The sequence below is a fragment of the Roseobacter sp. S87 genome (genome assembly GCF_055693285.1).
The window spans coordinates 3008783-3035564 of the sequence record NZ_JBVFTR010000004.1 but is presented as its reverse complement, the minus strand read 5'-3'; the positions used below and the strand labels follow the sequence as shown (position 1 = coordinate 3035564).

Below are 26782 nucleotides of genomic sequence, written 5' to 3'. Positions count from 1 at the left end.
GACGGCAGGTCGCAAAAACACAGCCCTGGCACGAAAAAGGCCCCGGAATTGCTCCCGGGGCCCGAATCAGCAGTTGCGTCAGAGACTTACTCTTCTGCAGGCGCCTGTTCCTTTTTGACTTCTTCGCCGGTTTCCTGGTCGACAACTTTCATCGACAGGCGAACCTTACCGCGGTCGTCAAAGCCCAGCAGTTTGACCTTCACTTCCTGACCTTCCTTCAGCACATCGCTGGGGTGGTTCAGGCGGCGGTTTTCGATCTGGGACACGTGCACCAGACCGTCGCGCTTGCCAAAGAAGTTCACAAATGCACCAAAATCGACAATCTTGACGACAGTACCGGTGTAGATCGCGCCTTCTTCTGGCTCCGCCACGATCGCGTGGATCATGTCATAGGCTTTCTGGATCGAGTCGCCGTTCGGGGATGCGATCTTGATGGTGCCTTCGTCGTTGATGTCGACCTTGGCGCCTGACACTTCCACGATCTCGCGGATGACCTTGCCGCCCGATCCGATGACTTCGCGGATCTTGTCGGTGGGAATCTGCATGGTTTCAATGCGCGGCGCATGCACGGAGAAGTCCGCGGCACCTGTGATGGCTTTGTTCATCTCACCAAGGATATGCATCCGGCCGTCTTTCGCCTGCGCGAGGGCCTTCTCCATGATCTCGGGCGTGATGCCTGCAACCTTGATGTCCATCTGCAGCGAGGTGATCCCGTTTTCGGTACCCGCCACTTTGAAGTCCATGTCGCCCAGGTGGTCTTCGTCACCCAGGATGTCCGACAGGATCGCATAGGAGCCGTCTTCTTCGAGGATCAGACCCATGGCAACACCCGCGACCGCCGACTTCAGCGGCACGCCTGCGTCCATCATCGACAGAGAGCCACCGCAGACCGACGCCATCGAGGACGAGCCGTTGGATTCTGTGATCTCGGATACAACACGGATGGTGTACGGGAAATCAGTTGCTGCGGGCAGCACCGCCTGCAGAGCGCGCCATGCCAGTTTACCGTGACCGATTTCACGACGTCCCGGAGGGCCAACGCGACCTGCTTCGCCGACCGAATAGGGCGGGAAGTTGTAGTGCAGCAGGAAGTTGGATTTGAAGTTGCCGTGCAGGGCGTCGATGAACTGTTCATCATCGCCGGTGCCCAGTGTTGTGACCACGAGGCCCTGCGTTTCACCGCGCGTGAAAAGCGCCGAACCGTGTGTCCGCGGCAGCATGCCGGTTTCGCACACGATGTCGCGGATTTCGTCGGTCGCACGACCGTCAATCCGCTTGCCGGTTTTCACAACGTCGCCGCGCAGGATAGAGGCCTCAAGGCCTTTCATCGCGGAGCCGAGGTTCGGATCTTCAGCCTGTTCTTCGCTCAGCGCTTCCATAATTTTTTCACGGGCGGCGGCTACGGCAGAGGTGCGCTCCTGTTTGTCAGAGATGGCAAAAGCTGCGCGCATGTCAGCTTCACCGGCAGCGGCAATCGCTGCGGACAGATCAGAATAATCCGCGGGCTGGAAGTCAAACGGTTCTTTGGCCGCCTCTTCTGCCAGAGAGATGATCAGATCGATAACCGGCTGGATTTGCTCATGCGCAAATTTCACAGCACCGAGCATTTCGTCTTCGGTCAGCTCGTAAGCTTCGGATTCGACCATCATCACGGCATCTTTGGTGCCTGCCACAACCAGATCAAGGCGCTGCTCAGGGTTCAGGCGCAGATCCTGCATGTCGTCGACGGTCGGGTTCAGGATGTAGTCGCCATCCTCAAAGCCCACGCGCGCACCGGCAATCGGGCCCATGAAAGGTGCGCCGGAAATAGTCAGCGCCGCAGAGGCCGCGATCATCGCGACCATATCGGGGTCATTGACCAGATCGTGCGACAGCACGGTACACATCACCAACACTTCGTTTTTGAAGCCGGGGACAAACAGCGGGCGGATCGGACGGTCGATCAGACGCGCGGTCAGCGTCTCTTTCTCCGTCGGGCGCGCCTCGCGCTTGAAGAAACCGCCGGGCACTTTACCCGCGGCATAGTATTTTTCCTGATAGTGAACAGTCAGCGGAAAGAAATCCTGACCGGGTTTCTGTTTTTTGGCAAAGGTGACGTTTGCCATGACGCTGGTCTCTCCAAGCGTCGCAATCACCGACCCATCCGCCTGACGGGCCACTTTTCCTGTTTCCAGCGTGAGCGTTTCTTCGCCCCACTGCATCGACTTTTTCGTTTCGTTAAACATCTACGTTTCCTGTTTCGGCCCATTGGCCATTGCATAGGGGGCGAATTCCCCCTGACCCCGGTATCTTCTTTGTCAGGCGCTGAGGTCCGGGCGCCGGCTTTCAGATTGCGGGGGCATACACGAGATGGCGTGATTTGGAAAGGCTGCTGTACCGGTGGCAGAACGCCGGGATCCGCGCTCAGATGCGGCCTGCTGCGCGCAGCATCTGCCATGCCGTCCGGAGGTTTTCAGACCGGAAAGAGTGACGGCCATCATAGAGACAGAAGCTGAGGATATTGCCGCTGCGGTTGCTCCGGACTTCGCATCGAAGATCGCCGGAGCGCGTCCGGGTGCGGGGACCGAAACGCCCGAATGTTCGGTACATCTCCAGCGCCTCGGGAACACTCCCCTGGCGGGTTCCGGCGACAGCGCGGCCGTCAAGCGGCACCGTCTGATCCTTGTCCCCGTGAAAGTGCAGGATGCTGGCGGTTCTGCCGCTGCAGGTCGGTGGAACGGGTGACCAGAAAGTGCCTGACATCGGGACAAACGCCGCGTAATCGTCGCTTCGGTGGCAGGCAAGACCCCAGGTCATCATCCCGCCGGTGGAAGCGCCGCTGACAATGATCCTGTCCTGATCAACGGGAAACCGGTTGATCATGTCGCGCCTGACTGCATCAAAGTACGCCAATGCCTTCAGGCCGTCACCGGGAACCGTGCGCGGAGCGTTTTCCTGCGACCATGATGCACCTGCGGATTTCACCGCAACAAACGCAGCGCCAAGGTCATTTGCAATGCGGCGCAGCCGGGGGTTCTGCATCGTGCCTTCCGCCGTCCCCTGCAGGCCGTGCGCAAAGATAATCACGGGCACATCAGAGCGGCCATCATGCCCATCAGGCATCGCAATGTAATAGTGGCGGTCGCCGATCATACACCGGGTGTTTTCGCCACAGGCCGTGGCGGGCATTGCTGCAAGGGCACTCAGCGCAACAGCGAAGGTCAGACAGAAAAGGTGGCGCAGCAGTCGGTCGTTCATGCGCACAAAGTTCCAACCCGGCGACAGGAACCGCAAATCACAATTCTGTTCATAGCAGGTATGCGCCTGCCTGTGCCTCGCGTTCGATGCTATTTGTCCTCGCCCAGGATCCGGCCGAACAATCCGACGAGAAACGCTGTGGTCATCCCGAACATCACAATGCCGGTGACTGAAATCATCGCGCCCAGAATGCGGAAATCCGTGCTGAGGACAACGTCGCCATACCCCACGGTCGTGTAGGTCACGAGGGCAAAGTAGATGGGTTCTTCATAGCCCTGCAGCGCGCCCACGAGCCAGAGCACGAAAGCGCAGACATAGAGCTGGATCGTGTGCGAAAAAAGCGTGACGAGGAACAATCCACAGATCGCGACCAGCTGCCGTCTGCCGGATCTGTGTGCTGCAAAATGGTCGTGACCGCGCAGGTGTCTGATCATTCGTGCGATGATCAGAATGTGGATCATGGCGCAGGCCAGCAGCACGCAGCTGCCAAGTGTGATCTGAAAAAGGACGGGCATTGTAATTCCGCAGTCGTGACACCGGGATCAGGTGTATTCACGGTCTGCCGGGAAGTCCATTCTTTCAGGACTGTGCGCTGGCTGCGAGCAGCACAACGAACATCATGGAGAGCGCCATGGCAATGTTGATTCTGCGCTGCACCTTTTCGGGCAGGTTCATACGCTGCAGTGAGATACCCATCCATAACCAGGCAAAATGGATCGGGACCCAGATGGCGTTCACGATCAGGAATTTCAGCCCGATCTCGGTTGCCATGCTTGACGGCCAGAACCCGAAGCCGGTGAAAAGCGTTGTATTGACGGCGTATGCCTTGGGATTGATGGCCTGCAGTGCGATGCCACCGGTAATGCCAGGCGGCCGTGCGCGTTCGATAAAGGCAAGGCGACTGCCGGCGAAAGCGATAGTGAACGCGATCCACGCCAGATAGGCTACGGAGGCGAAAAACAACACTGTGCGCAGTCGTTCGTCTGCAAGCAAAACAGCGGTCAGCCCGCTGACGATGGCCAGGCACACAAGATTTGTGCCGATAAACAATCCAAGGACGTAGCGGGCCCCAGCCTTCCCACCGAATGCGGCGCCCACACCCGCTGTCGACAGAACACCGGGTCCAGGCGTAACGATAAGAAAAAAGACAGCGGCAGCAAACGTCAGCATAGCAGCACAACACCTGATAGAGCTGACAGTTGCAATAGAGCTGGCAGGAGCCATGGCTGAGGTGGCGCAAGTCTCTGCAAAAGAGAACGCCAGCCGCGAGGGGCTGGCGTTACGAATTTAGCTTCCTGATAAATCAGGACTTTTTCAGCTTGCGCATACCTGCAATGCCAGCAATGCCCGTCAGCATCAGCACCATACCTGCAGGCAAAGGCACTTCGCTGACCTGCAGGTCCCATGTGGCAACTTCGTCCGGGTTCGGGCCAAATCTGCCGAACAACGGATCAAGATTGAAGGTCACAAGTCCGGTCAGAGTGCCAAGTGAGACAGAGCCGGCATCATCAAGGTCATACTGGATTCCGCTCACAACCAGTCGGCCGTCAAAGTTTGCGGAGGTTTTCTGCCAGTTGAAAGTCGCAGCGTATGAGTCAGCGCCGAAGTCCATGCTCCAGCTGTCGAAATATTTTGTCTTCGTACGGTGTGCGACGCCGCCGTAGATTGAAGTATCACCAACAATCTCAAGGATCGGGTCATCGATGCTGGAATTGAAATCACCAAGTTTGATATCCGCTGCGGGAGATCCTGCTGCTGGTGCAACGCCGCCTTCGTGCACGACGCCTGATACATTTTCAATAGTGGCCGCGGACGCGGCGCTGGCTGCAAGTGCAAGCGCGGCAACGCCCGATGCAATTGACTTGTTCATGATAGGTTCCTCGTTAACAATCTGGACACCTTTTAGGCATTTCTGTGACCACCATCAACGCAATAATCTGTATTGGTTACCAACACGGATGGTTACGCTGCGTAATATCAGAGGCGTGATTTCTACCCGAAAAAAGCTGTCAAAACGAAAACAACCGCGCCGTTTCCGGCGCGGTTGCTGTCAGTCTTTGGATGGCCTTGCTGAAATCAGCGGCGCAGGCCGAGGCGTTTGATCAGGTCCTGGTAGCGGGCCTCATCCTTGCCTTTGACGTAGTCGAGAAGCTTGCGGCGGTTTGCCACCATCTTCAGCAGACCACGACGGCCGTGGTTATCTTTTTTGTGTGTTTTGAAGTGCTCGGTCAGTGTCGCGATGCGCGAGCTCAGGATTGCGACCTGAACTTCGGGCGAACCGGTGTCGCCTTCCTTGATCGCGAATTCCTTCATGATGCGTGCTTTTTCTTCAAGCGTAATCGACATCGGGGGCTCCTTTGCAAAAGGGTTTCAGAAATGGCGCAGGCCGGGATGTCGTCCAGCACAGGCCCGTGGAGAAATCGCAGACAGATTCCCTGCTGCGATGGGCGCGTATAATCACCAGAAAGAAAAATGGCAAACACTGTTTTCGCGATCTGCAGGGTCTGTCCAGATCAGGCAGGTTCCAGACCTACGATCATGGCGGAACTGAGTGGTACGACCGTCAGGTCCGCGACGCTCAGATCAGCATCGCCATATACCTCGGCAACGCTCTGTCCGTTCATCATCACATGCATAACTTCCGGGTCATTTCCGTCGCGCTGAACCGTAACTTCGGGCTCCGCGGCGCTGTCATCTGTGTCGTCCCAGACCAGCACAAGACTGTCGCGGGACGCATCATAATCCATCGGCTCGGACGCCGCACCGTCGCTGACCCACTCGGCCAGCGCGAGCCACGGGGGCACCTCGCTCTGTTCGGGCAGATCGGTGTAACCGTCCGCCGAAAAACCAGCGTCCCCGGGCCAGGTGCTGAAACCGTCGATGTCACCGAAGCCATCCTCCTCCGGAAAGCCTGTAATAGTGACCGATGCATCATCCGGATCTGTGTCCGAGATGAAATCATAAAGATAATCGTCGCTGTCGTCTTCGCCGTAGCCGAGAACTTCCTCACCAACCGTACGGCCGGAAAAGATATCATCAATCTGCCGGGTCAGGTCCTCCCCGGTGATATACTGGCTCTCGTCGTCCTGGATATCTTCATCCAGATCGTCGTCAAGATCGTCCTGTGTGACCACAAACGCGGCGGCTCCGACGCCAACCATTCCCATCAGACCTGCCAACCAGAGCATACCGTTACTTTCCCGGACTGTTCGAAGCACAGCCCGACAGGGCCGCCAACGGCGGTATGTCTAGCGGGAAAGTGCTACCTGACTGTTAATCAGCGGCCCTGGTCTGCCATTGTCTGGGCTGCTCGGCGTAGGCCAGATACAGCGGGTGCCGCGGATGCCCGTGGCGCGTCAGTCCGAGGTGATGCAGCGGGATCCCTTTTTCATTCAGCATGTGAACTACCTCGGGTCCACGGTCGCGGTGTTCGCCATGCACGCCCCAGGCTGCGACGACCGTGTCGGCCCATTCGGCCACTGAAACAAGCGTGTCATCATTCTCCGGCCCTATCGGGTGCGTGGCTTTGCGCATTTTATGCGGATCGGTATCGCGCCATGCAAAAATATTGGTCACGCAGAATGCGCCATATCCCAGTGCGCGGGCCCTTGCCTCGCAGCGAGCGACGGTGGGGTCGTTGCGGATTTCGTCGGCAACGGACGGGTTCAGCATGATGAAGTTTACCTTAGGGGCATCCGGGTCCCAGGTGCGTTTCAGCTTGTACCGATACCTGTTGCAGTCCGAGTAGGCAGCTTCAGAATGCGTCGTGTCAGAGTTGTGGATCCGGATGAACACAGATTAACCCTATAAAAATGTTAACCTTTACAGGTTGCAGCATACCGAAAAAGCCGCCCTGTGAAAAGGGCGGCTTTGTGCATGTTTCAGAGCGGTGAGGCTGTGGCAGTGACGCTGCGGCGGGGGTAGTCGAGAACTTCGCCACGCGCCTCAAGGATACCGGCCGCGACGAGCGCATAAAGAATGTGGCCCCACAGCGCGACCCAGGTGATACCGGTGAAGCCAAGGAATGGTTTCATTCCGGCAACCAGATGCGCCATGCCGTAAAGGGCAAAGGCCCAAAGCGCCACGCCGTAAACGGTTGCAGTGATCGACCAGTGCAGTTGAGGCAGCACGGCACGTTGCAGCGGTCGTGCAATGGCATAATAGCCGACAACGTAAAAGACGAGCCCGGTCACAACGTGCAGCAGGTGCGCAGCGCCTGACGGATTGGCGCCGAAGACGTTTTTCAAGGTTGCACCTGCGAGGCCGACAGGTGCCAGTTTGGCGTATCCGAAGAGAGGGCTCAGGGACTGGCCGAAGGTGTCAAAGGCAAGCGTTGCAAAGGCGCCGGCGGTGATGAGCGTGATTGCTGTGCGTTTCATAACGGTGGTCTCCGTGTTGGATCAGTGTTGCGTCTGACCCCGATATGAAGACCTGCCGGGCGGCACGCCAGTGTGCTCACGCCGGTCTTACCCCGGGCACCGGATCGGTAACAATATCTGTAACAAACCCCGCGTCACAGCTGACAAACCTGCGAGAATTGCAACGGGCTGTAACAATTGGAACCGGTCAGTTCCCTACATTGAGAACCCGTGAGGGATGCAGCTCCCCTGATTTGTACCGGCCAATCGCCACCGCGCGTCCGTCATACGACGCCCAGGCCTCGTCGCCGTACTCGGCGTCCCCTGCCATGACCATGCCTGGATTGCCGTTGCGCAGTCTTACAGCACCCTCTGCTGTAGCGCGCAGTTCCGGCAGATCGCTCAGCGCCTCCTCAAGCGGCACAATGTGCTCATCCAGACCGGGGGTTTTTGCAAGCGCGTCAATCTCTTCGAGGCTCAGCCCATCGCCTGCGTCGAACGGACCCGACCAGACGCGGCGCAGTTCGCGCACATGCCCGAAACATCCCAGCGCCGTCCCAAGATCGCGTGCAATGGAGCGGACGTATCCGCCCTTGCTGCAGACCATCTCAAGGGTGACATGGTCGGGGTCCGGACGGTCGAGCAGGATCAGGCTTTCTACAAAGAGAGGTCTGGCGGCAATCTCCATCGCCTCACCATCGCGCGCGCGTTTATATGCGCGTTCCCCGTCGATCTTAACGGCCGAGAACTGCGGGGGCACCTGTTCGATATCACCGATAAATGCGTTGAGCGCTTCTTTGATCGCGTCATCATCCGGACGCGCGTCGCTTTCCCGGGTAACCTCACCTTCGGCATCATCCGTGTTGGTGGCCTGGCCCAACCGGACCGTGAATTCATAAGCTTTGAGCGCATCCGTGACATATGGAACTGTTTTGGTAGCCTCCCCCAAAGCGACGGCCAGAACGCCCGTGGCTTCCGGATCCAGCGTGCCTGCGTGCCCGGCTTTTTTCGCATCGAGGGCCCAGCGGACTTTGTTCACAACGGCCGTCGACGTAATGCCTGCGGGTTTGTCCACCACCAGCCAACCGGAAATGTCCCGTCCCTTGCGCCTGCGTCCCATATTCGCTCCGAATGAAGTTGCCGCCCGGCTCTTACCCCAGGTGCATGCATCTGCCCAGACCCCGGAACGCGGTTTCTGCGCCTATTCGGCAGATCCCACAACGCCGACAATCGGACCCAGCCGGAACCCGAAATCATTGCGGCCGATCCCTGGTGCGTAAAGTCTCGAAATGTTGCCATCCAGAAACAACGCGTTCGGGACCCCGATGTAATCGCGGAAAAGCCTGCCGAAACTGTGGAAATTGACGGTCTCATCAGAGATGGCAAAAACCACCCGGGATCCGTCCGCCGATGTGCCCACGCCGTTGCGCACATAGAGGGATGTGCTGTCTTCGAGAAACCGTGGGTGCAGGTTGCCGTCGATCACCAGCATCGGGCCGGACTGCGTCGCATAGCGGCACGCCGGGGTGTCTTCGAGGTATTTCAGCGTTTCAATGACGTCAGCGCGACCGTTGCGGAGGCAGAAAACACCATTGGGCAAAAGACCGAAATTGCCCGGGCCCGCATTGGGAATGACGCGCATCTGTTCGACGCCGTTCTCGACATAGTGGCCCACGGGCGCACGGTCGTCATGATACATCCCGGCGTTCATTGCAAAAAGCAGTTTCTCATTGCTTTGCTCCAGGACGCGGTCAATGGCGAAGAACTGACCGTAGACTGCGCCCTCGTCATCGCGCAGGAACAACCGCAGATCCTGACGCGCCGCATCAACCTCGCAGATTGTGTAAGATGCGCCCTGAAACTCCGTGTTGGTGCACTCGACGGCCTGAACTGCAGGGGCGGTAACACCCAGCGCAATGGCCAGAAGGGCAGCGCGGATCATTCCTGGCCGCTTTCCCCGCTCTCCGGAGCAGTTTCAGTATCCCGGCGGACATCGTCCAGGTTCAGCATGCGGCGGGTCTCATCCATCTGATCAAAGGTCTCGTCCAGCTGAAAACGCAGGTCAGGTGCGAATTTCAGGGCGAGTTTCTTTGACACCAGACGGCGCAGCTCCCCCTTGTTCCTGGCCAGCAGCCCGATGACATCATCCCGCCCAGTGCCGCCCAGAGGCAAAACATAGGCCGTGGCGATCCGCAGATCGGGCGACGTGCGCACCTCGCCCACAGTGATCGACATCCGGTTGAGGTCCGGATCGTGCACATCCCCTCGGGCCAGCACCTCTGACAACGAGCGGCGGATCAGCTCACCGACGCGAAGCTGCCGCTGTGACGGGCCCGGGCCGTCATGAAACCTGTTCTTTCCCATGTGCACCATGTACGCCCTTCACTGCCCTTTGCCAAGGCGCGCCGGGCAGGCTATGAGGGCACCGCAAATCCACCGGGAGCCAGACATGTCAGAACAGCTGAAAATCGCAATTACGGGCGTGTCCGGCCGGATGGGCCGTATGCTGGTTGAAACTGCTGCCGGTTCGGAAGCTGTGGTTGTTGCGTCGGCTCTTGAGCGACCGGGTCATGACTGGATTGGCCGCGATCTCGGGCTCTGCCTTGGGGGTGCGCAAACGGGTGTCACTGTTACCGATGACGCAAAGGCAGCGTTTGAAGCCGCGGATGTGGTCATCGATTTCACAGCTCCCGCGGCGACGATTGCATTCGCAGCCACAGCGGCGCGCACCGGCACGGCGCATGTTATTGGCACGACTGGCATGACCGATGATGAGCTCAGCGATCTGGCGCAGGCCGGGGCCGGTGGCACGACAGTGCGCGCGGGGAACATGAGCCTTGGTGTTAATCTGCTCGTGCAGCTGACAAAGCGTGTTGCTGCTGCGCTGGACGATGACTTCGACATTGAAGTCATCGAAGCCCACCATAACCGCAAGGTTGATGCGCCGTCGGGCACGGCGCTTATGCTGGGCGAAGCTGCTGCAGAAGGGCGGGGTGTGTCACTGAAAGATGCCTCTGACAGGGCACGGGACGGCATTACCGGCGCGCGGCGGCGTGGTGATATCGGTTTTACGGCGATCCGTGGCGGCGACATCATCGGCGAACACGATGTGCTGTTTGCTGCCACAGGCGAGCGCATTACGCTGCGCCATGTGGCCTCGGACCGCTCCGTTTTCGCGCGTGGCGCGCTGAAGGCCGCGCTCTGGACACGTGGCCGCGCACCCGGGTCTTATGACATGCTGGATGTGCTCGGTCTTTCGGAAGACTGACAGCTGTGTGATCTTTTTTGAACCGGATCAGGGTTCAGAACGTATATACAGCATAAGATCGATCACCGGAGCCTGAACCATGCGCCCTGTATTCTACATTCTTGCCGCCGCCGCTGCCTTTTCCGGCGCACCGGCACTGGCCGAGTTTGCGAAAATCGACGACCAGTCGGAATTTGTGAAAATGGTGACAGGCAAAGAGCTCAAACGTCCTTTCGTGAACCTTGAAGTCACGGCCGACGGACAGATCTCTGGACGTGGTGCTGCCTGGCCTGTGACAGGCAACTGGACGTGGGAAAACGGGTATTTCTGCCGGGATCTTTACTGGGGTGGCGATCCGCTCGGCTACAACTGTCAGGAAGTGAAGGCCAAGGATAACCGCATCCGCTTCACATCAGATCAGGGCCAGGGCGATTCGGCGGAATTCCGTCTGCGCTGATCAGGTGCGGGTCAGAAATCGACCGCAATGCCTTTCTTTTCCCAGTCACCGAAGCGCACAGGTTCCGGCCCGTCGCGACCGCCCAGTTCGGGCGGCAGATCAAGCGCTTCGGCGGCTTTGCGGCGTGCTTCGGCTTCAGCCAGAGCGCGCTTTGCTGCGGGTGGCAGGCCGTCTGTGTGATCTGATTTGTCGTCGGACATAGCGCTTCTTCCTCTTACCGGCCTTGATATACGCCGCTCTTTGGCCCAGACAACCCGTCAGATTTCCAAGCTGTGAGCTCAGACATGTCCCAGACCGGCCTCCCCGCGCGCAGAAGCGCTGTTTACCTGTTGGATCAGGTGCTGGGAGAAGGGCGGCTGATGTCCGAACTGCTCGCCGGTGGCGCGCTTGATAGGCTGGAGCCCGAAGACCGCGCCCGCGCGGCCCGTCTGGCAATGGATACGCTGCGGGGCCTCGAACGTGCTGACCGCATTCTGCAGAAGCATCTGTCAAAATATCCACCGCTGACGGTGCGCAATGCTCTGCGGGTTGGTGCCACCGAACTGTGTCATGGTGCCGCCGGTCACGGTGTGGTTAACGCGATGGTGGAACTCGTTGCGCGCCACAAGCGATATGGGCACCTGAAAGGCCTGACAAATGCGGTTCTGCGCAAAGTCGCGGCAGACGGGCCTGATGCCTGGAATGCCCTGCGCGCGCCCCGCCTGCCAAAGTGGCTGCGCGGCCCGCTGGTTGAGGCATGGGGGGTGAGGCCATCGGTGCGATGGAAACGGCACATTTTGCGGGGGCTCCGCTGGACCTGACCGCAAAATCTGATGCAGCTGCTGTGGCCGCGGCCACAGGCGGCGAACTGCTGCCGACAGGCTCGGTCAGGGTCCGGGACGCAGGCCAGGTCTCTGCCATGCCAGGGTTTGCAGATGGTGACTGGTGGGTCCAGGATGCTGCTGCAGCGCTCGCCGTAAAAATCCTGTCTCCGGCGCCGGGCGAGCATGTGCTGGACCTGTGTGCAGCCCCCGGTGGCAAGACCATGCAGATCGCAGCATCCGGGGCCCGAGTGACGGCGGTGGACGATTCCGGGACCAGAATGAAACGTGTTCGTGAAAACCTGACGCGCACCGGCCTCGTTGCCGAATTGCTGACAGCTGATGCCCGGGAAGTGACCGGCAGTTACGACGCCATCCTTCTGGATGCCCCCTGTTCCGCGACCGGTACGATCCGCCGCCACCCGGATCTGCCCCATGCCAAAGATGGTACCGAGTTTGGTGATCTGATTGAGCAGCAGGAAATACTGATCGATCACGCATGGTCTTTGCTGCCGCCGGGGGGCGCCTTGTTTTCTGTACCTGCTCCTTGTTGCCCGACGAGGGCGAAGTTCAGGTCGAGGAAGCGCTGGCGCGGCACTTGGATATGACGTGCGATACACCGCTGCCAGAAGGGGTTGATGCCTCCTGGAAAACCGAAGAAGGCGGCCTGCGCCTGCGTCCCGATTATTGGGCGGACGCGGGTGGCATGGACGGATTTTACATGGCCTGCCTGCGGAAAGCTGCCTGACAGGACAAGGCCGTATTCCGGCATCCTGACAAATGCGGTGACTCGCAGACAGCCGCAGGCTATTATTGCGTCAACGCGCCGGCAGAGCGCAGCAAGGCAGAGTATCACATGTCCGGAACCCGCAGTTTCGCCACGAGAAAGGTGCAGTTTCTGAACCGCTGGCACGCATCACGCGCCGGCCGGATGAAAACGCGTGCTGTGGGGTTTGTGTCCTCACCTGAGCCCCGCACGATCGGCAGTTTTGCGCGCGGACGCCAGCTGATGGCGGGGAACTTCCTGTTTGCGGGTCATCTTGTCGAGCAGAAAGACGCGGAAATCTGGGATCTGCCGCTTCCCAATGCCGAGTTCGGGCAGGAGCTGCACGGTTTTGCCTGGCTGGATGATCTGGCGGCCGTCGGCGATATGCCCGCCAGGACGGCGGCTCAGACATGGCTATGGAGCTGGATTGAGCACTATGGTCGCGGGCGTGGGGCGGGCTGGACGCCCGATCTGACCGGCAGACGGCTGATCCGCTGGATCAACCATGCCATCTTTGTGCTGCGTGGAACCGAACCTGATCAAAGCCACGCCTTCTACGGCAGCCTGTTCCGGCAGACGCATTTTTTGTCCAGACGCTGGCATGGCGCCGCACCGGGCCTTCCCCGCATCGAAGCGCTCTGCGGCTTGATTTATGCGGGTCTTGCGCTGGAAGGCATGGAATCCGTGGCGCAGCCTGCGGTACGTGCGCTTGCCCGGGAATGCCGGATCCGGATTGATGAACAGGGCGGTCTGCCGACCCGCAATCCCGAGGAACTGCTGGAGGTCTTCACCCTGCTCAGCTGGACCGCTGCAGCGCTGGATGAAGCGGGTCATGCCATCCCGGATGATCATACCGCCGCGATCGAACGCATTGCGCCCACACTCAGGACGCTGCGGCACGCAGATGGCGGGCTTGCGCGGTTCCACGGTGGGGGGCGCGGGGCGGAGGGCTGGCTCGATCATGCCCTGGCGCAGGCGCGGGTCCGCAACAGTCAGCCGGACGGGTTGTCCATGGGATATGCACGCTTGTCCGCCGGCCGGACCAGTGTGGTGGTTGATGCATCGGTGCCACCTTCGGGTGCTGCGTCCTATAATGCGCATGCCTCGACGCTGGCGTTTGAGCTGACCTCGGGGCGCCGACCACTGATCGTCAACTGTGGTTCCGGGCGGACGTTCGGGCCGGAATGGCGCAGGGCGGGCCGTGCCACGCCATCGCATTCGACGCTGTCGCTGGATGGGTATTCCAGTGCACGCCTTGGCGAGCAGGATGCCGGCACCGGGCGCGAACCCCTCATCGAAGGGCCGACGCGGGTGCCGATAGAAATCGGCCACGCCAGTGACGGGTTGTGCTTTCAGAGTGGCCACAACGGGTTTGTGCCGACGCATGGCCTGACGCATGCGCGTACGCTGGAAATGACGTTTGACGGCCGGGGACTGGCGGGTGAAGACATGCTGCTGGCGCTGGAAGACGGCGAAAAACGCCGGTTTGACCGGACAATGGATGCCGCCGGGCTCAGCGGTATTGCCTTTGACATCAGATTCCACCTGCATCCTGAGGTGGATGTCACCATCGATCTTGGGGGGGCTGCGGTTTCAATGGCGCTCAAGAGCGGGGAAATCTGGGTTTTCCGCCACGATGGGACGCAGAAACTGTCGCTGGAGCCTTCGGTCTATCTCGAAACCGGCCGTCTCAAGCCAAGAGGGTCAAATCAGATTGTTCTTTCCGGGCGGGCTATGTCATATGCGACGCGTATCCGCTGGTCCTTGTCCAAAGCGCAGGAAACTGCGATTGGCGTGCGGGATCTCAGCCTCGATACGCCTGATCTGACTGAATAGCTGCCACAAGGACCCCGACCTATGACCGATCTCGTACCGCTGCGCCGCGCGCTGCTTTCTGTATCTGACAAAACCGGGCTGGTCGAACTGGGTCAGGCGCTGGCGGCCAGAGGGGTCGAGCTTTTGTCGACGGGCGGCACGGCCCGCGCGCTGCGTGACGCAGGGCTGACCGTGACGGACGTGTCCGAGGTCACCGGGTTCCCGGAAATGATGGATGGCCGTGTCAAAACCCTGCACCCGGTTGTGCATGGCGGCCTGCTGGCCCTGCGCGACAACGATGCGCATGTGGCAGCCATGTCAGAGCACGGAATCTGTGCGATCGATCTGGTTGTGGTGAACCTCTACCCGTTCGAGGAAACTGTGGCAAAGGGCGCGGAATATGCGGAAGTAATCGAAAACATAGACATCGGCGGCCCTGCGATGATCCGGTCGGCGGCAAAGAACCATGGGTTTGTGTCTGTTGTTGTGGATGTCGAGGATTATGCGCCGCTGATGGAAGAACTTGAGGCGCAGGACGGCCGGACGTCCTATGCACTGCGGCAGCGTCTGGCCCAGACGGCTTATGCGCGGACCGCAGCCTATGATACCGCCGTCAGCACATGGATGGCCGCTCAGGTCGGTGATACGCCGCGGCGGCGCACATTCGGGGGCCAGCTGGCGCAGACACTGCGCTATGGGGAAAACCCGCATCAGCAGGCTGCCTTCTACACGGACGGTTCCGCGGGGCCAGGCATTGCGACCGCGACACAGCACCAGGGCAAGGAACTGAGCTACAACAATATCAATGACACCGATGCGGCCTTTGAACTGGTGAGCGAGTTCGACCCGGCAGACGGGCCGGCCTGTGCCATCATCAAACACGCCAACCCTTGCGGTGTCGCGCGTGGCGCAACACTGGTCGAGGCCTATTCCCGTGCCTTCGACTGTGACCGGACTTCTGCATTTGGCGGGATCATTGCCCTGAACCAGCCGCTGGACGCAGAAACAGCTCGAGAGATCACAGGTATCTTTACCGAAGTTGTGATAGCACCTGGTGCCGACGCTGAGGCTGTGGATATTTTCAGCCAGAAGAAGAACCTGAGGTTGCTCACAACCGGCGGGCTCGGCGACCCGGCACGGGCTTCTATGGCGGTGCGTCAGGTTTCCGGTGGCTATCTGGTGCAGGACAAGGATGCCGGTCAAGTCATGCCGGATGATCTGAAAGTGGTTACCAGACGCGCGCCGACGGAGCAGGAAATGGCGGATCTGCTTTTTGCCTGGACCGTGGCCAAACATGTGAAATCCAATGCCATCATTTATGTCAAAGATGGCGCGACTGTTGGTGTCGGCGCAGGACAGATGAGCCGTGTGGACAGCACACGGATTGCCGCCCGCAAAGCGCAGGATATGGCCGAGGCCATGGGTTTGCCCGCGCCGCTGACGGAAGGGTCGGTTGTGGCCTCGGATGCTTTCTTTCCTTTTGCCGATGGCCTGATCACAGCTGCCGGTGCCGGGGCCACAGCGCTCATTCAGCCGGGAGGTTCCATGCGTGATGACGAGGTTATTGCTGCTGCGGACGAAGCAGGTCTCGCAATGGTCTTCACCGGCATGCGCCATTTCCGCCACTAGGAGACGCCGATGCGGCTCATTGCCCTGACAGCTCTTGTGGCTTTCGCGCTGGATCAGATCAGCAAGTATCTCGTGATCCAAGTGATGGAGCTGTGGCGTATCCGGTCTGTCGATGTTTTTCCGCCGCTGCTGAATTTTCGGTACGGCGAAAACCGGGGCATCAATTTTGGCCTGTTTGGAGAGGGATCGGAAGCGAGCCGCTGGATTCTGATCGGACTTGCTGTGGTTATCTGTGGCGGTGTTCTGATCTGGGCTGCGAGGACATCGCTGGGCCGTGTTGCGCGGATCGGTGCGGGACTGCTGGTCGGGGGAGCTCTGGCCAATGTGCTAGACCGTCTGATCTATGGCTATGTGCTGGATTTCCTGAATATGTCGTGTTGCGGCATCACAAATCCGTTCGTGTTCAATGTGGCAGATATCTTTATTTTCGCCGGTGCCATTGCGCTGGTTTTCTTTGCTCCGGATGAGAAGAAACAGGCGGAAAAAGGGCAGTGACATTGCCTGCATGCCTGTCGTATCAAAGGCATTACACTGAGGAGACACAGCATGCACCGTCCGGTGGCCCTGATACTGATTGCGACACTGCTGAGCGCCTGCGCCAACACCGGCCTGCGCGAGCTGAGATCGGACGGTACGGGCCCGGATGAATTTCTGGTGGAGCCGAAAGCCGAGCTGCAGACCCCCGATGATCTGACAGCACTGCCGACGCCGACACCGGGGCAGGGCAATCTGACCGACAATGACCCGGTGGGCGATGCGATTGTTGCCCTGGGTGGCCGGCCGACGGACCCGAATGCCGGCGTTCCCGGAGCGGATGGAGCCCTGGTGACGGCGGCTTCTCGGTTTGGTGTGACCCCATCCATCCGGTCGGAGCTTGCCGCTGAGGACGAAGAGTTCCGCCGCAGGCAGGCGCGCTTCACCCAGATCAGGCTCTTTCCGCAGGACCGGTACAACGAAGCTTACCGCGGCCAGGCGCTGGACCCTGATGAAACAGCTGAACTCTGGCGTCAGGCCGGCGCACGCACACCTTCTTTCCCGCCGCAGTTTTGATCGTTGCAGCCATCGCGCTGTAACATTCCTGCCAGCCTGACTTGAACAGGACGCGTTACGGCGTACCTGTGTCCCATCCACGCGCCCTGACATACCGGAGACCCCTGATGTTCAAAACTGCCCTGTGCGCCGCTTTACTCGCGCTCCTGCCTGCTTCTCTGGCCGCGAACGAAGATGCGGTGACCACGTTTGAGCTGGACAACGGGATGCAGGTTGTAGTGGTCGAAGATCACCGGGCGCCGGTGGTGCAGCATATGGTCTGGTACCGTGCGGGATCGGCGGATGAACCGCCCGGATCATCGGGTGTGGCGCATTTCCTCGAACACCTGCTGTTCAAAGCGACTGACACGCTGGAAGCCGGGGAGCTTTCGGCGACCGTGGCGCGCAACGGAGGCCGCGACAATGCGTTCACATCGTATGATTACACTGCGTATTTTCAGCGTGTGGCTGCGGATCGTCTGGAACTGATGATGCGGATGGAAGCGGATCGTATGCGCAATATCCGCCTGACTGAAGAAAACATCCTGACGGAACGGGATGTGATCATTGAAGAACGCAATCAGCGCACCGAAAACAGCGCGGGGGCTCTGTTTGGCGAGCAGGTGGCTGCAGCGCAGTTTCTGAACCACCGGTATGGTCAGCCGATCATCGGATGGATGCACGAAATGCAGACGCTCGATATGCAGGATGCTCTGACTTTTTATGACATTTACTATTCGCCCAACAATGCGATCCTGGTGGTGTCCGGCGACGTGACGCCTGATGAGGTGCGGCAGCTGGCAGAGAAATACTATGGTGTCATTCCAGCCAATCCGGATCTCCCGGAGCGGGTACGGACCGAGGAGCCGCCACAGACCGCTGAGCGGCGTCTGATCTTTCGCGACGCGCGGGTGGCACAGCCATATGTGCGCCGGTCCTACCTTGCGCCCGAGCGTGACCCGGGCGACCAGGAAACGGCGGCGGCTCTGACGATGCTGGCTGAAATCCTTGGTGGCGGGCAGACGTCCTTTCTGACTGAAGAACTTCAGTTCAACAGCCAGATCGTCACGTTTTCAGGTGCGTTCTACCGGGGCGTTTCGCTGGACGACACAACCTTTAACGTCATCGTTGTTCCCACGCCGACGGTGTCTCTGCAGGAAGCTGAAGACGCCATGGACGCCGCAATTGCCAAATTTCTCGAAGAGGGCCCCGACCCGGAACAGCTCGAACGTATCAAGCTGCAGATCCGGGCTGAACTGATCTATGAACGGGACGATGTCGACAGGATTGCGAACCGGTATGGTCAGGCGCTGACATCGGGTCTGACGGTTGAGGATGTGCAGGCATGGCCGGACATTTTGCAGGCTGTGACCGAAGAAGACATTCTGCAGGCTGCCCGCGATCTTTTTGACAGGCGCGCTTCAGTCACAGGCTGGCTGATGCGTGAGGAGGTGACCCAATGATCCGTTTTGTTGTCGCGCTGTTTACTGCGCTCGTGATGAGCTTTCCGGCTGCTGCGGCCGTCGATATTAAGGAAGTTAAGTCGCCTGGCGGGCTCACGGCATGGCTCGTTGAGGATCATTCCATTCCCTTTGCGGCTCTTGAAATTCGTTTCCGCGGGGGGCATCCTTGGACGCCCCGGGCAAGCGTGGCGCCATCGCCCTGATGTCCTATCTGCTGGACGAGGGTGCCGGTGATCTCGATGCGCGCGCCTTTGCACGCGCTTCTGAGTCGCTCGCGACCTCTTTCGGTTTTGATATCAGCGATGATGAACTCTCGGTCTCCGCCCGATTTCTGACGGAGAACCGCGAGGCCTCTCTGGAATTGCTGCGCTCGGCACTGATGGAGCCCCGGTTTGATGCTGACGCGATTGAGCGCGTCCGTGCACAGGTGCTCTCCGGCATCCGATCAGACGCCAAAGACCCCAATGCAATCGCCGGGCGCACGATGGACGGTATCATCTGGGGTGACCACCCCTATGCGACTGCCCTTGAAGGTACAGAAGAAAGCGTTGCAGCCCTGACCCGCGAAGATCTTGTGGCGGCCCACCGGGCTATCTTTGCGCGTGACCGGATTTACATAGGTGCTGTCGGAGACATCACCGAAGAAGAACTTTCGTCTCTCATGGATGCGCTGCTGGGTGATCTGCCGGAAGCGGGTGCGCCGATGCCGCCCCGTGCCGAGATCGATATTCCCGGCGGTACCACCGTTGTGCCGTTCGAAACACCGCAGTCGGTGGCGATTTTTGGACAGGCGGGCATCAAACAGGATGATCCGGACTATTTCACGGCGGCTGTCCTGAACCGTATTCTCGGTGGTGGTTCATTCGAAAGCCGGCTGATGAACGAAGTGCGTGAAAAGCGTGGTCTGACCTATGGTGTGTACTCGTACCTTGCCCCCAAGGACCTGGGAGAAGTTTACATGGGCTCCGTCAGTTCGGCGAATGACCGCATCGCTGAGGCGATTGATGTTATCCGTTCGGAATGGCAGCGCGCCGCTGACGAGGGGGTGACGCCCGAAGAACTTGCAAATGCGAAAACATATATGACGGGGGCATATCCGTTGCGTTTTGACGGAAACGCCAGGATCGCCCGCATTATTGTTGGGATGCAGATGCTGGGACTGCCGATTGACTACATTGCGACGCGCAATGAACGGGTAGAGGCCGTAACTCTGGAAGATGTGAGGCGGGTGGCTGCCGAACTGCTTGACCCGGAAGGGCTGCACTTTGTGGTGGTCGGACAGCCGGAAGGTGTTGAAACCACAGCCGCCAACTGAACCGTTATCAGAATGAGACGCTGTCGCGTCACGCGATGTCCCTGGACCTGAACGGTCCGGGTGCGGGCGGCGGCTGATTATTCGCCGTAAGGGATCCAGACGTTTTTCACCTCGGTTGCTGCGTCCAGGAACTCCCGGCCCTGACCTGCAGGGCCCATCCAGTCGCGGGCCATACCGTTGTTCACCCAGGTGCGTTTCAGGTTGCCTACTGAGGCACGTTCTGTGATTGCAGAGAATTCCGCTGCGCCAAAACTCCAGACTGCATTGATGTCGAGGTGGCCTGCCATGGTTTCTGCGGCATCTGCATGCGCGCCCGTGAGAATGTTCACCACACCTGCAGGAACGTCAGAGGTTTCGAGCACCTGGATGAAATCAGTTGCCGCCAGTGGGAAGGGCTCCGAAGCGGACAGGATCACGCGGTTGCCCATCGCCATGGCCGGGGCCATGCAGGAGATGAGGCCCAGGAGGGGCGCTTCGGCGGAGCAGAGAGCACCGATGACGCCCACCGGTTCCCGCATTGCAAGAGCAACGCCGCGCATCGGCACGCCATGCACCTGACCATCAAATTTGTCGGCCCAAGCCGCATAGGTAAAGAGACGGCTGACTGCGGCGTCGACCTCTGCCGCGCCGGTTTTACCGCCCTGCATTTCATCAAGACGCCGGGCGAATTCGGTCCTGCGGGCACTGAGGTTTTCGGCGAGAAAATAGAGGATCTGTGCGCGCAGATGCCCGGTGGTTTTTGACCAGGAAGCGGCCGCATTTGCCGCCTCTGCCGCATTGCGCACGTCTTTGCGGTTTGCACAGGAGGCGTGTCCCAGCAACGCGCCGCCTCTGGACCAGACCGCGCGGGAATAACCGCTGTCGGGACGTGCCTGTTTGCCACCGATATAGAGCTTTGCCGTCCGGTCCAGCGGATCGGCCGGTGCACCGTCGCCGGTGTTTGCAACCGGCTGTCTGAGTTTGCGGGTGCGCTCCTTTGGGCGTGTATAGCCTGCAAGGCCTTCCCACCCGCCTTCGCGTCCGAAACCGCTTTCCCGGACTCCTCCGAAGCCGGCGGCGGCGTCCATCATGTTGGTGCCATTGACCCAGACAATCCCTGCTGCAAGCTTTGGCGCCATGTCCAGCGCAAGATTGATGTTCTCGCTCCAGACAGATGCCGCAAGGCCATACCTTGTGTTATTTGCCAGCGAGACCGCCTCGGACGGTGTTCTGAAGGTACAGGACACCAGCACAGGGCCGAATATTTCTTCCTGCATCAGCGTATCGGCGGGATTCAGGCCTGTGATCAGGGTCGGCGGGTAAAAACAGCCTTCAACCGGCATGTCCACCGCGGCAACGTGGGTTTCGCCTGCTGTGTTGGCGTCTACCAGCGCAGAGATTGCTGCATGCTGCACCGGATCGACGATGGCACCGACATCAATGCTTTTGTCCAGCGGACTGCCCAGCCGTAGCTTGTCCATGCGGGCGCGCAGTTTGGCATGGAAGGCATCGGCAACCGGTTCATGCACGAGCAGCCGCGAACCCGCGCAGCAGACCTGTCCCTGGTTAAACCAGATCGCATCCACCAGACCCTCGACGGCACTGTCCAGATCAGCATCATCAAAAACAATGTAAGGGGATTTCCCCCCGAGCTCGAGCGTCAGAGCCTTGCCGCTCCCGGCAGTGGCTTCACGAATGCGGCGACCGACGGCAGTGGAGCCGGTAAAGGCAATCTTGTCGACATCTGCCGCAACGATCATCTCGCCCACCGACCCATCGCCTGTCACGAAGTTGACCACCCCTTTGGGCAGACTCGCCTGACGGCAGATATCCGCAAATAGCAGGGCGGTCAGGGATGTGTATTCCGCCGGTTTCAGCACCACCGTGTTGCCCATCGCCAGGGCTGGCGCAATTTTCCAGGCCAGCATCAGGAGCGGGAAATTCCATGGAATGATCTGCCCGCAGACACCAAGGGCCCGGCGATCAGGCAGTTCCTCTTCCATCAGCTGCGCCATGCCCGCGTGGAAATAGAAATGCCGCTGTGCCAGCGGGATGTCGATGTCGCGGCTTTCGCGGATGGGCTTGCCATTGTCCATCGTTTCGAGAACGGCAAAAAGGCGGCTGTGTTTCTGCAGCAGCCGCGCAAGGGCATAGAGGTAACGCGCGCGGCCCGGGCCGCCCAGTTTCTCCCACCTGGGCTGAGCCTTGCGAGCTGCCGCCACGGCGGCATCGACGTCAGCCTGCGTGCCCTGTGTCAGCGTTGCCAGCACTTCCCCGGTCGCGGGGTTGCGGCTGTCAAATCCGTCGCCCGGCTGTGTGAAAGCGCCATCAATGAAGTGACCGAACCGGTCGCCCTGATCGACCAGCCAGGCCAGCGCCTCAGCGGCACTTTCGGGTGCCTCGCCATAGTCCATCGTTTCGAAGATTTCAGAGACAGTCATTGCTTGTCCTTTCCGCGGGCCGTCAGCCGGCAGCATGGCGGTAGCCGGCGGAATACGTGCCGGTCACGTGGTGTTCGAGCTGGCGCTCGATGTCATTCAGCAGGGACGAGGCCCCAAAGCGGAACAGATCAGGCTGCAGCCAGCGGTCGCCCAGTTCTTCTTTCATCAGCGCGAGATAAGTGATCGCGTCCTTGGCCTTTGAGATGCCGCCCGCAGGCTTGTATCCGACACGGTAGCCTGTGCGCCCGAAGTATTCGCGGATGGCCCGTATCATGACCAGCGACACAGGCAGCGTGGCATTCACGCTTTCCTTGCCGGTCGAGGTCTTGATGAAATCTGCTCCGGCCATCATGCAGATCACAGAAGCCCGCGCTACATTGCGCAGGGATCCCAGTTCCCCTGTGGCAAGGATGGCTTTGACATGCGCCTCTCCACAGGCGGCCCGGAAAGCGCGCATCTCGTCATACAGTGCCTGCCAGTTTCCGGACAGAACATGCCGGCGCGAAATGACGATATCAATTTCCGCAGCACCGGCTTTGACGCTCTCTTCGATCTCTGCAATCCGCAGATGGAAAGGCGACAGGCCGGCCGGAAAACCGGTGCTGACCGCTGCGACCGGAATGCCGGTGCCCTGAAGTGCCGTGACCGCCGCCGGGATCATATCGTGGTAGACGCAGACCGCCCCGGTTGTGATCGGTCCCATTCCCAATGCATCAAGTGTGCGTTGTGCAACGGGTTGTCTGGCCTTTGAGCACAGCCGCTGCACGCGCCGGCTTGTGTCATCACCGGACAGGGTTGTCAGATCAATACAGGTCACCGCCCGCAGCAGCCAGGCGGCCTGATGGGCCTTTTTGACCGACCGGCGCGCGGGGAGCTGTGCGGCGCGGCGCTCAATGGCCGATGTATTGGCCTGCAGGCTCAGAACCCAGTCCATGTCGAATTCAGTGCCCGGATTGCGGGGTTCTGTGACCTGTGGCAACTGGTGTGCAGCGGCCAGAGCGGCCGTATCGGTTGTATGGCTTTGCATGATTGTGCCTTTAAGGAAGCTGCGCCAAAAATCGCACGCGTGAAGCGCCTTGGCAAGGCGCAGCCGCCGATATCTCGCAGGGATGCCGGAGCGTCAGCTGCCCCGGTAGGTTGAATACCCGAACGGCGACAGCAGCAGAGGCACATGGTAATGTGCATCCTCGTCAGAGATGCCAAAGCGGATCGGAATACCGTCGAGAAACCGCGGCTCTTCGGGCGGGACACCTGCAGCATCCAGATAAGGCCCAGTCTCGAAGATCATCTCGTAGCTGCCCGCTTTGAATTTGCCGGCGGGCAGAATGGGCGCGTCCGTCCGGCCGTCGCTGTTTGTGACGGCTTCAGCGATTTTGCGATGGCTGTTGCCGGACACACGGTAGAGCAGGATGCGGATGCCTTCCGCCGGCATACCCCGGGCTGTGTCCAGAACATGTGTTGTCAGATAACCTTCGGGCATTGGCCTGCCTCCATCATTGTCTGTGGCACCCTGCCTTTGCCTGTTGCGAATTGCAACGCGCCGTGTAGTCAGTAATGAATAGAACTGACCTGTCAGGAGTTTCCCGCGTGAACCGCTACCCCCGTGATTTCAATGGATATGGCGCAACTCCACCGGATGCTGCATGGCCCGGTGGCGCCAGGATCGCCGTTCAGTTCGTGGTGAACTATGAAGAAGGCGGCGAGAACTGCCTGCTGCATGGGGACGCCGCCTCCGAAGCGTTCCTGTCCGAAATCGTGGGCGCACAACCCTGGCCCGGCCAGCGTCACTGGAACATGGAATCAATCTATGATTACGGCGCGCGTGCGGGTTTCTGGCGTCTGCACCGTCTTTTCACCGGTGCGCGCATTCCGGTCACAGTCTATGGCGTCGCCTCTGCACTTGCGCGTGCGCCTGAACAGGTCGAGGCGATGCAGCAGGCAGGCTGGGAAATTGCAAGCCATGGGCTGAAGTGGATCGACTACAAAGACCACACGCCCGAAGCTGAAACGGCTGACATGGTCGAGGCCATCCGGTTGCATACCGAAGTTACGGGTGCCGCACCGCGCGGCTGGTACACAGGCCGGTGTTCGGAGAATACCGTCGCACTGGCCGCCGAAACCGGGCAGTTCGACTACATCTCGGACACCTATGACGATGACCTGCCGTACTGGACAAAGATCGGATCGCGCGATCAGCTTATCATTCCCTATACGCTCGACTGCAACGACATGCGCTTTGCTACGCCCCAGGGGTTTAATTCCGGGGACCAGTTCTTTGCTTATCTGCGGGACACCTTCGATGCGCTCTATGCCGAAGGCGCGGAAGGTTCCGCAAAAATGATGTCGGTTGGCCTGCACTGCCGGCTGATCGGGCGACCAGGGCGCATCCGGGCGCTGCAGAAGTTCATCGGGTATATTCAGACGTTTGAGGGCGTCTGGTGTCCGCGGCGGATCGATATCGCCGAACACTGGGCCGCGCAGCATCCGCCCGTGGACCGCAGCCGTCCCTCGCAGATGGACAAAGGGCTTTTTGTTGATCGGTTCGGCGGCATCTTTGAGCATTCCGCCTGGATCGCCGAACGGGCCTTTGCGCTGGAGCTGGGTCCCGCACATGACAGTGCGGCGGGGCTGCATTCAGCCATGGCACGCGTCTTCCGCAGCGCGTCGGATGCAGAACGTCTGGCGGTCCTGCAGGCGCACCCTGACCTTGCCGGAAAACTCGCAGCTGCACGCCGTCTGACCGCTGACAGCACGCAGGAACAGGCAAGCGCCGGGCTGGATGCGCTCACAGACGCGGAACGCACGCAGTTTGAAAAACTGAACGCGGATTATGTGGCAAAACACGGTTTTCCTTTCATCATTGCCGTACGAGATCACGACAAGGCGGGCATTCTGAAGGCCTTTCACCGCCGGATTGAACATGACACCGGCGAAGAGTTTGACGAGGCCTGCCGCCAGGTCGAACGGATTGCGCGACTGCGGCTGGAGGCAATTCTGTGAGCTACGCGTTCCCCCCGGCGGCCTGCCGGATCAGACACACAACCCGGAAGGCACCGCCGTTTTCACGGAGAGCTACGCGGTTCTGCCCGCCATCACACAGCGCGATATCGTGACAAGCTTTCTGCCGGGGTGGCAGAATACGCGGGTCTGGGTTCTGGCGCGGCCTCTTTCGGGCTTCGCTGAAACGTTCTCTCAGTATGCGGTTGAAATGGACCCCGAAGGGGGCAGTGCGACACCGGAACCCGATGTACACGCCCAGGCGGTCATCTTTGTGGCCGAGGGCACCGCACGGCTGACACTGGGCCAGGACTTTTATGATCTGCGCCCTGGCAGCTATGCATACATTCCGCCCAGTGCGGTCTGGACGCTCTGGAACACGGGCAGCACGCCCTGCCGGTTCCACTGGATCCGAAAGAAGTTCGAACCTGCCGAAGGTGTCAGCGTGCCGGAGGCGCTGGTGACCCACGACAATGAAGTACCCGCCGTCGCAATGCCACACAGCGAAGGTAAGTGGGCAACCCAGCGTTTTCTGGATCCTCTTGATATCAATTATGATTTTCACGTGAACATCGTCACGTTCCGGCCCGGGGGACGCATCCCATTTGCTGAAACGCATGTGATGGAACACGGCCTCTATGTTTTGCAGGGCACCGCCGAATACCTTCTGAACAAGGACTGGGTGTCTGTCGGGCCGGGTGACTTCCTCTGGTTGCGCGCCTTTTGCCCCCAGGCCTGCATCGCGACCGGGTCGGAGCCATTCCGCTACCTGCTTTACAAAGACGTCAACCGTCACGCGCGCCTGTGATCCTCCGCATCCATACCCAGCCGCTTACGGCACAGGCCTTTGCGCCCTTTGGCGATGTGCTCGACTGCTCAGATGCACCGGACCGGATGATCAACGCCGGTCTGTGCGGGCGCCACCACGACCGGGCGCGCCTGTCTTTCGGAGAGAGGGGCGCGCGGGTATCAGCCTGTTCAATGCCGAACCGCGCAGCTTACCTTACGAATTCAACCTGCTCGAACGTCATCCCGAAGGCAGCCAGGCCTTTCTGCCGATGACGTCCAACCCGTTTCTGGTGATCGTCGCGCCCGATGAAAATGGCCGTCCCGGCACACCTTCTGCATTCCTGACGGCACCGCATCAGGGCGTGAATTTTTACGCAGGCACCTGGCATGGTGTGCTCACCCCGCTGGCAGCGCCCGGAATTTTCGCAGTTGTAGACCGTATCGGCGATACGCCCAACCT

At 59.9% G+C, this 26782-nt stretch carries 25 protein-coding genes and 3 pseudogenes; 12 read left to right on the top strand and 16 right to left on the bottom strand.

The window, feature by feature from the left end; translation table 11 throughout:
• Window positions 1-86: 86 nt before the first annotated feature.
• From pnp to rbfA, 12 genes are all read right to left on the bottom strand, one after another.
• The gene (gene pnp / locus ACZ1HA_RS15815) at window positions 87-2225 is read right to left on the bottom strand and encodes a polyribonucleotide nucleotidyltransferase (protein WP_375229679.1); all 2139 of its coding nucleotides are present in this window, start codon (window positions 2223-2225) and stop codon (window positions 87-89) included.
• Between the two features lie 178 nt (window positions 2226-2403).
• Complete coding sequence (locus tag ACZ1HA_RS15810) at window positions 2404-3237, bottom strand: CE1 family esterase (RefSeq protein ID WP_472714563.1); 834 nt, start codon at window positions 3235-3237, stop codon at window positions 2404-2406.
• An 89-nt stretch (window positions 3238-3326) separates the two neighbouring features.
• Complete coding sequence (locus ACZ1HA_RS15805) at window positions 3327-3752, bottom strand: ion channel (RefSeq protein ID WP_375229681.1); 426 nt, start codon at window positions 3750-3752, stop codon at window positions 3327-3329.
• A gap of 64 nt (window positions 3753-3816) precedes the next feature.
• Window positions 3817-4407 carry a LysE family translocator gene (locus ACZ1HA_RS15800; RefSeq protein ID WP_472714562.1) on the bottom strand — a complete coding sequence of 197 codons (591 nt, stop codon included), beginning with the start codon at window positions 4405-4407 and terminating at the stop codon, window positions 3817-3819.
• 133 nt (window positions 4408-4540) lie between these two features.
• Window positions 4541-5107, bottom strand: a complete 567-nt coding sequence (locus ACZ1HA_RS15795; RefSeq protein WP_472714561.1) for a VPLPA-CTERM sorting domain-containing protein — start codon at window positions 5105-5107, stop codon at window positions 4541-4543.
• Between the two features lie 206 nt (window positions 5108-5313).
• Entirely contained in the window at window positions 5314-5583 is a 270-nt protein-coding gene (gene rpsO / locus ACZ1HA_RS15790; RefSeq protein ID WP_298841500.1) for a 30S ribosomal protein S15, read from the bottom strand.
• 167 nt (window positions 5584-5750) lie between these two features.
• Window positions 5751-6425, bottom strand: a complete 675-nt coding sequence (locus ACZ1HA_RS15785) for a hypothetical protein (protein ID WP_472714560.1) — start codon at window positions 6423-6425, stop codon at window positions 5751-5753.
• A gap of 85 nt (window positions 6426-6510) precedes the next feature.
• The gene (locus ACZ1HA_RS15780; protein ID WP_375229685.1) at window positions 6511-7032 is read right to left on the bottom strand and encodes a DUF1643 domain-containing protein; all 522 of its coding nucleotides are present in this window, start codon (window positions 7030-7032) and stop codon (window positions 6511-6513) included.
• Window positions 7033-7118: 86 nt separating this feature from the next.
• Window positions 7119-7616, bottom strand: a complete 498-nt coding sequence (locus ACZ1HA_RS15775; protein WP_375229686.1) for a hypothetical protein — start codon at window positions 7614-7616, stop codon at window positions 7119-7121.
• Window positions 7617-7803: 187 nt separating this feature from the next.
• Window positions 7804-8715 (bottom strand): tRNA pseudouridine(55) synthase TruB, encoded by a 912-nt coding sequence (gene truB / locus ACZ1HA_RS15770; protein WP_472714559.1) that lies wholly within the window; start codon window positions 8713-8715, stop codon window positions 7804-7806.
• An 81-nt stretch (window positions 8716-8796) separates the two neighbouring features.
• Window positions 8797-9537 carry a phosphodiester glycosidase family protein gene (locus ACZ1HA_RS15765; protein ID WP_472714558.1) on the bottom strand — a complete coding sequence of 247 codons (741 nt, stop codon included), beginning with the start codon at window positions 9535-9537 and terminating at the stop codon, window positions 8797-8799.
• Window positions 9534-9959, bottom strand: coding sequence for a 30S ribosome-binding factor RbfA (gene rbfA / locus ACZ1HA_RS15760; protein ID WP_375229689.1), 426 nt, complete (start codon window positions 9957-9959; stop codon window positions 9534-9536). The genes ACZ1HA_RS15765 and rbfA overlap by 4 nt, the downstream gene beginning before the upstream one ends.
• Before the next feature lie 85 nt (window positions 9960-10044).
• Here rbfA and dapB point away from each other — a divergent pair, with 85 nt between their 5' ends.
• Complete coding sequence (gene dapB / locus ACZ1HA_RS15755) at window positions 10045-10863, top strand: 4-hydroxy-tetrahydrodipicolinate reductase (RefSeq protein WP_472714557.1); 819 nt, start codon at window positions 10045-10047, stop codon at window positions 10861-10863.
• Between the two features lie 79 nt (window positions 10864-10942).
• Window positions 10943-11299, top strand: coding sequence for a dihydrodipicolinate reductase (locus ACZ1HA_RS15750; RefSeq protein ID WP_375229691.1), 357 nt, complete (start codon window positions 10943-10945; stop codon window positions 11297-11299).
• A gap of 11 nt (window positions 11300-11310) precedes the next feature.
• On the opposite strand, the gene ACZ1HA_RS15745 is transcribed toward ACZ1HA_RS15750, so the two are convergent.
• On the bottom strand, window positions 11311-11499 hold the full coding sequence (locus ACZ1HA_RS15745) for a DUF1674 domain-containing protein (RefSeq protein ID WP_472714556.1): 189 nt from the start codon (window positions 11497-11499) through the stop codon (window positions 11311-11313).
• 84 nt (window positions 11500-11583) lie between these two features.
• On the opposite strand from ACZ1HA_RS15745, the pseudogene ACZ1HA_RS15740 reads away from it, so the two are divergent.
• From ACZ1HA_RS15740 to ACZ1HA_RS15710, 7 genes and pseudogenes are all read left to right on the top strand, one after another.
• A pseudogene (locus tag ACZ1HA_RS15740) lies at window positions 11584-12847 on the top strand (RsmB/NOP family class I SAM-dependent RNA methyltransferase).
• A gap of 108 nt (window positions 12848-12955) precedes the next feature.
• A complete protein-coding gene (locus tag ACZ1HA_RS15735; protein WP_472714555.1) occupies window positions 12956-14701 on the top strand; it encodes a heparinase II/III family protein in 1746 nt (581 codons plus the stop codon).
• 21 nt (window positions 14702-14722) lie between these two features.
• The gene (purH, locus tag ACZ1HA_RS15730) at window positions 14723-16309 is read left to right on the top strand and encodes a bifunctional phosphoribosylaminoimidazolecarboxamide formyltransferase/IMP cyclohydrolase (protein ID WP_472714554.1); all 1587 of its coding nucleotides are present in this window, start codon (window positions 14723-14725) and stop codon (window positions 16307-16309) included.
• A 9-nt stretch (window positions 16310-16318) separates the two neighbouring features.
• Window positions 16319-16804: a signal peptidase II gene (lspA, locus tag ACZ1HA_RS15725; protein WP_472714553.1), complete on the top strand. Its 486-nt coding sequence runs from the start codon at window positions 16319-16321 to the stop codon at window positions 16802-16804.
• Between the two features lie 51 nt (window positions 16805-16855).
• On the top strand, window positions 16856-17359 hold the full coding sequence (locus tag ACZ1HA_RS15720) for a DUF3035 domain-containing protein (RefSeq protein WP_375229695.1): 504 nt from the start codon (window positions 16856-16858) through the stop codon (window positions 17357-17359).
• A gap of 107 nt (window positions 17360-17466) precedes the next feature.
• Entirely contained in the window at window positions 17467-18801 is a 1335-nt protein-coding gene (locus ACZ1HA_RS15715; RefSeq protein ID WP_472714552.1) for a M16 family metallopeptidase, read from the top strand.
• A pseudogene (locus ACZ1HA_RS15710) lies at window positions 18798-20116 on the top strand (M16 family metallopeptidase). Before ACZ1HA_RS15715 ends, ACZ1HA_RS15710 begins: the two are co-directional and overlap by 4 nt.
• Before the next feature lie 77 nt (window positions 20117-20193).
• Here the strand turns inward: ACZ1HA_RS15710 and ACZ1HA_RS15705 are convergent.
• The 3 genes from ACZ1HA_RS15705 to uraH all read right to left on the bottom strand — a co-directional run bounded on the left by ACZ1HA_RS15705 (window position 20194) and on the right by uraH (window position 24016).
• Window positions 20194-22536, bottom strand: a complete 2343-nt coding sequence (locus ACZ1HA_RS15705; protein ID WP_472714551.1) for an aldehyde dehydrogenase family protein — start codon at window positions 22534-22536, stop codon at window positions 20194-20196.
• A gap of 22 nt (window positions 22537-22558) precedes the next feature.
• On the bottom strand, window positions 22559-23563 hold the full coding sequence (deoC, locus tag ACZ1HA_RS15700) for a deoxyribose-phosphate aldolase (RefSeq protein ID WP_472714550.1): 1005 nt from the start codon (window positions 23561-23563) through the stop codon (window positions 22559-22561).
• A 93-nt stretch (window positions 23564-23656) separates the two neighbouring features.
• The gene (uraH, locus tag ACZ1HA_RS15695) at window positions 23657-24016 is read right to left on the bottom strand and encodes a hydroxyisourate hydrolase (RefSeq protein ID WP_375229698.1); all 360 of its coding nucleotides are present in this window, start codon (window positions 24014-24016) and stop codon (window positions 23657-23659) included.
• Between the two features lie 107 nt (window positions 24017-24123).
• Here uraH and puuE point away from each other — a divergent pair, with 107 nt between their 5' ends.
• The 3 genes and pseudogenes from puuE to ACZ1HA_RS15680 form a co-directional block, all read left to right on the top strand.
• Window positions 24124-25536: an allantoinase PuuE gene (gene puuE / locus ACZ1HA_RS15690; protein ID WP_472714549.1), complete on the top strand. Its 1413-nt coding sequence runs from the start codon at window positions 24124-24126 to the stop codon at window positions 25534-25536.
• Window positions 25505-26341 carry a bifunctional allantoicase/(S)-ureidoglycine aminohydrolase gene (locus ACZ1HA_RS15685; protein ID WP_472714548.1) on the top strand — a complete coding sequence of 279 codons (837 nt, stop codon included), beginning with the start codon at window positions 25505-25507 and terminating at the stop codon, window positions 26339-26341. The genes puuE and ACZ1HA_RS15685 overlap by 32 nt, the downstream gene beginning before the upstream one ends.
• Window positions 26338-26756, top strand: a pseudogene (locus ACZ1HA_RS15680) (ureidoglycolate lyase); the annotation flags it as partial. The gene ACZ1HA_RS15685 and the pseudogene ACZ1HA_RS15680, both read left to right, overlap by 4 nt.
• Between the last annotated feature and the right edge of the window lie 26 nt (window positions 26757-26782).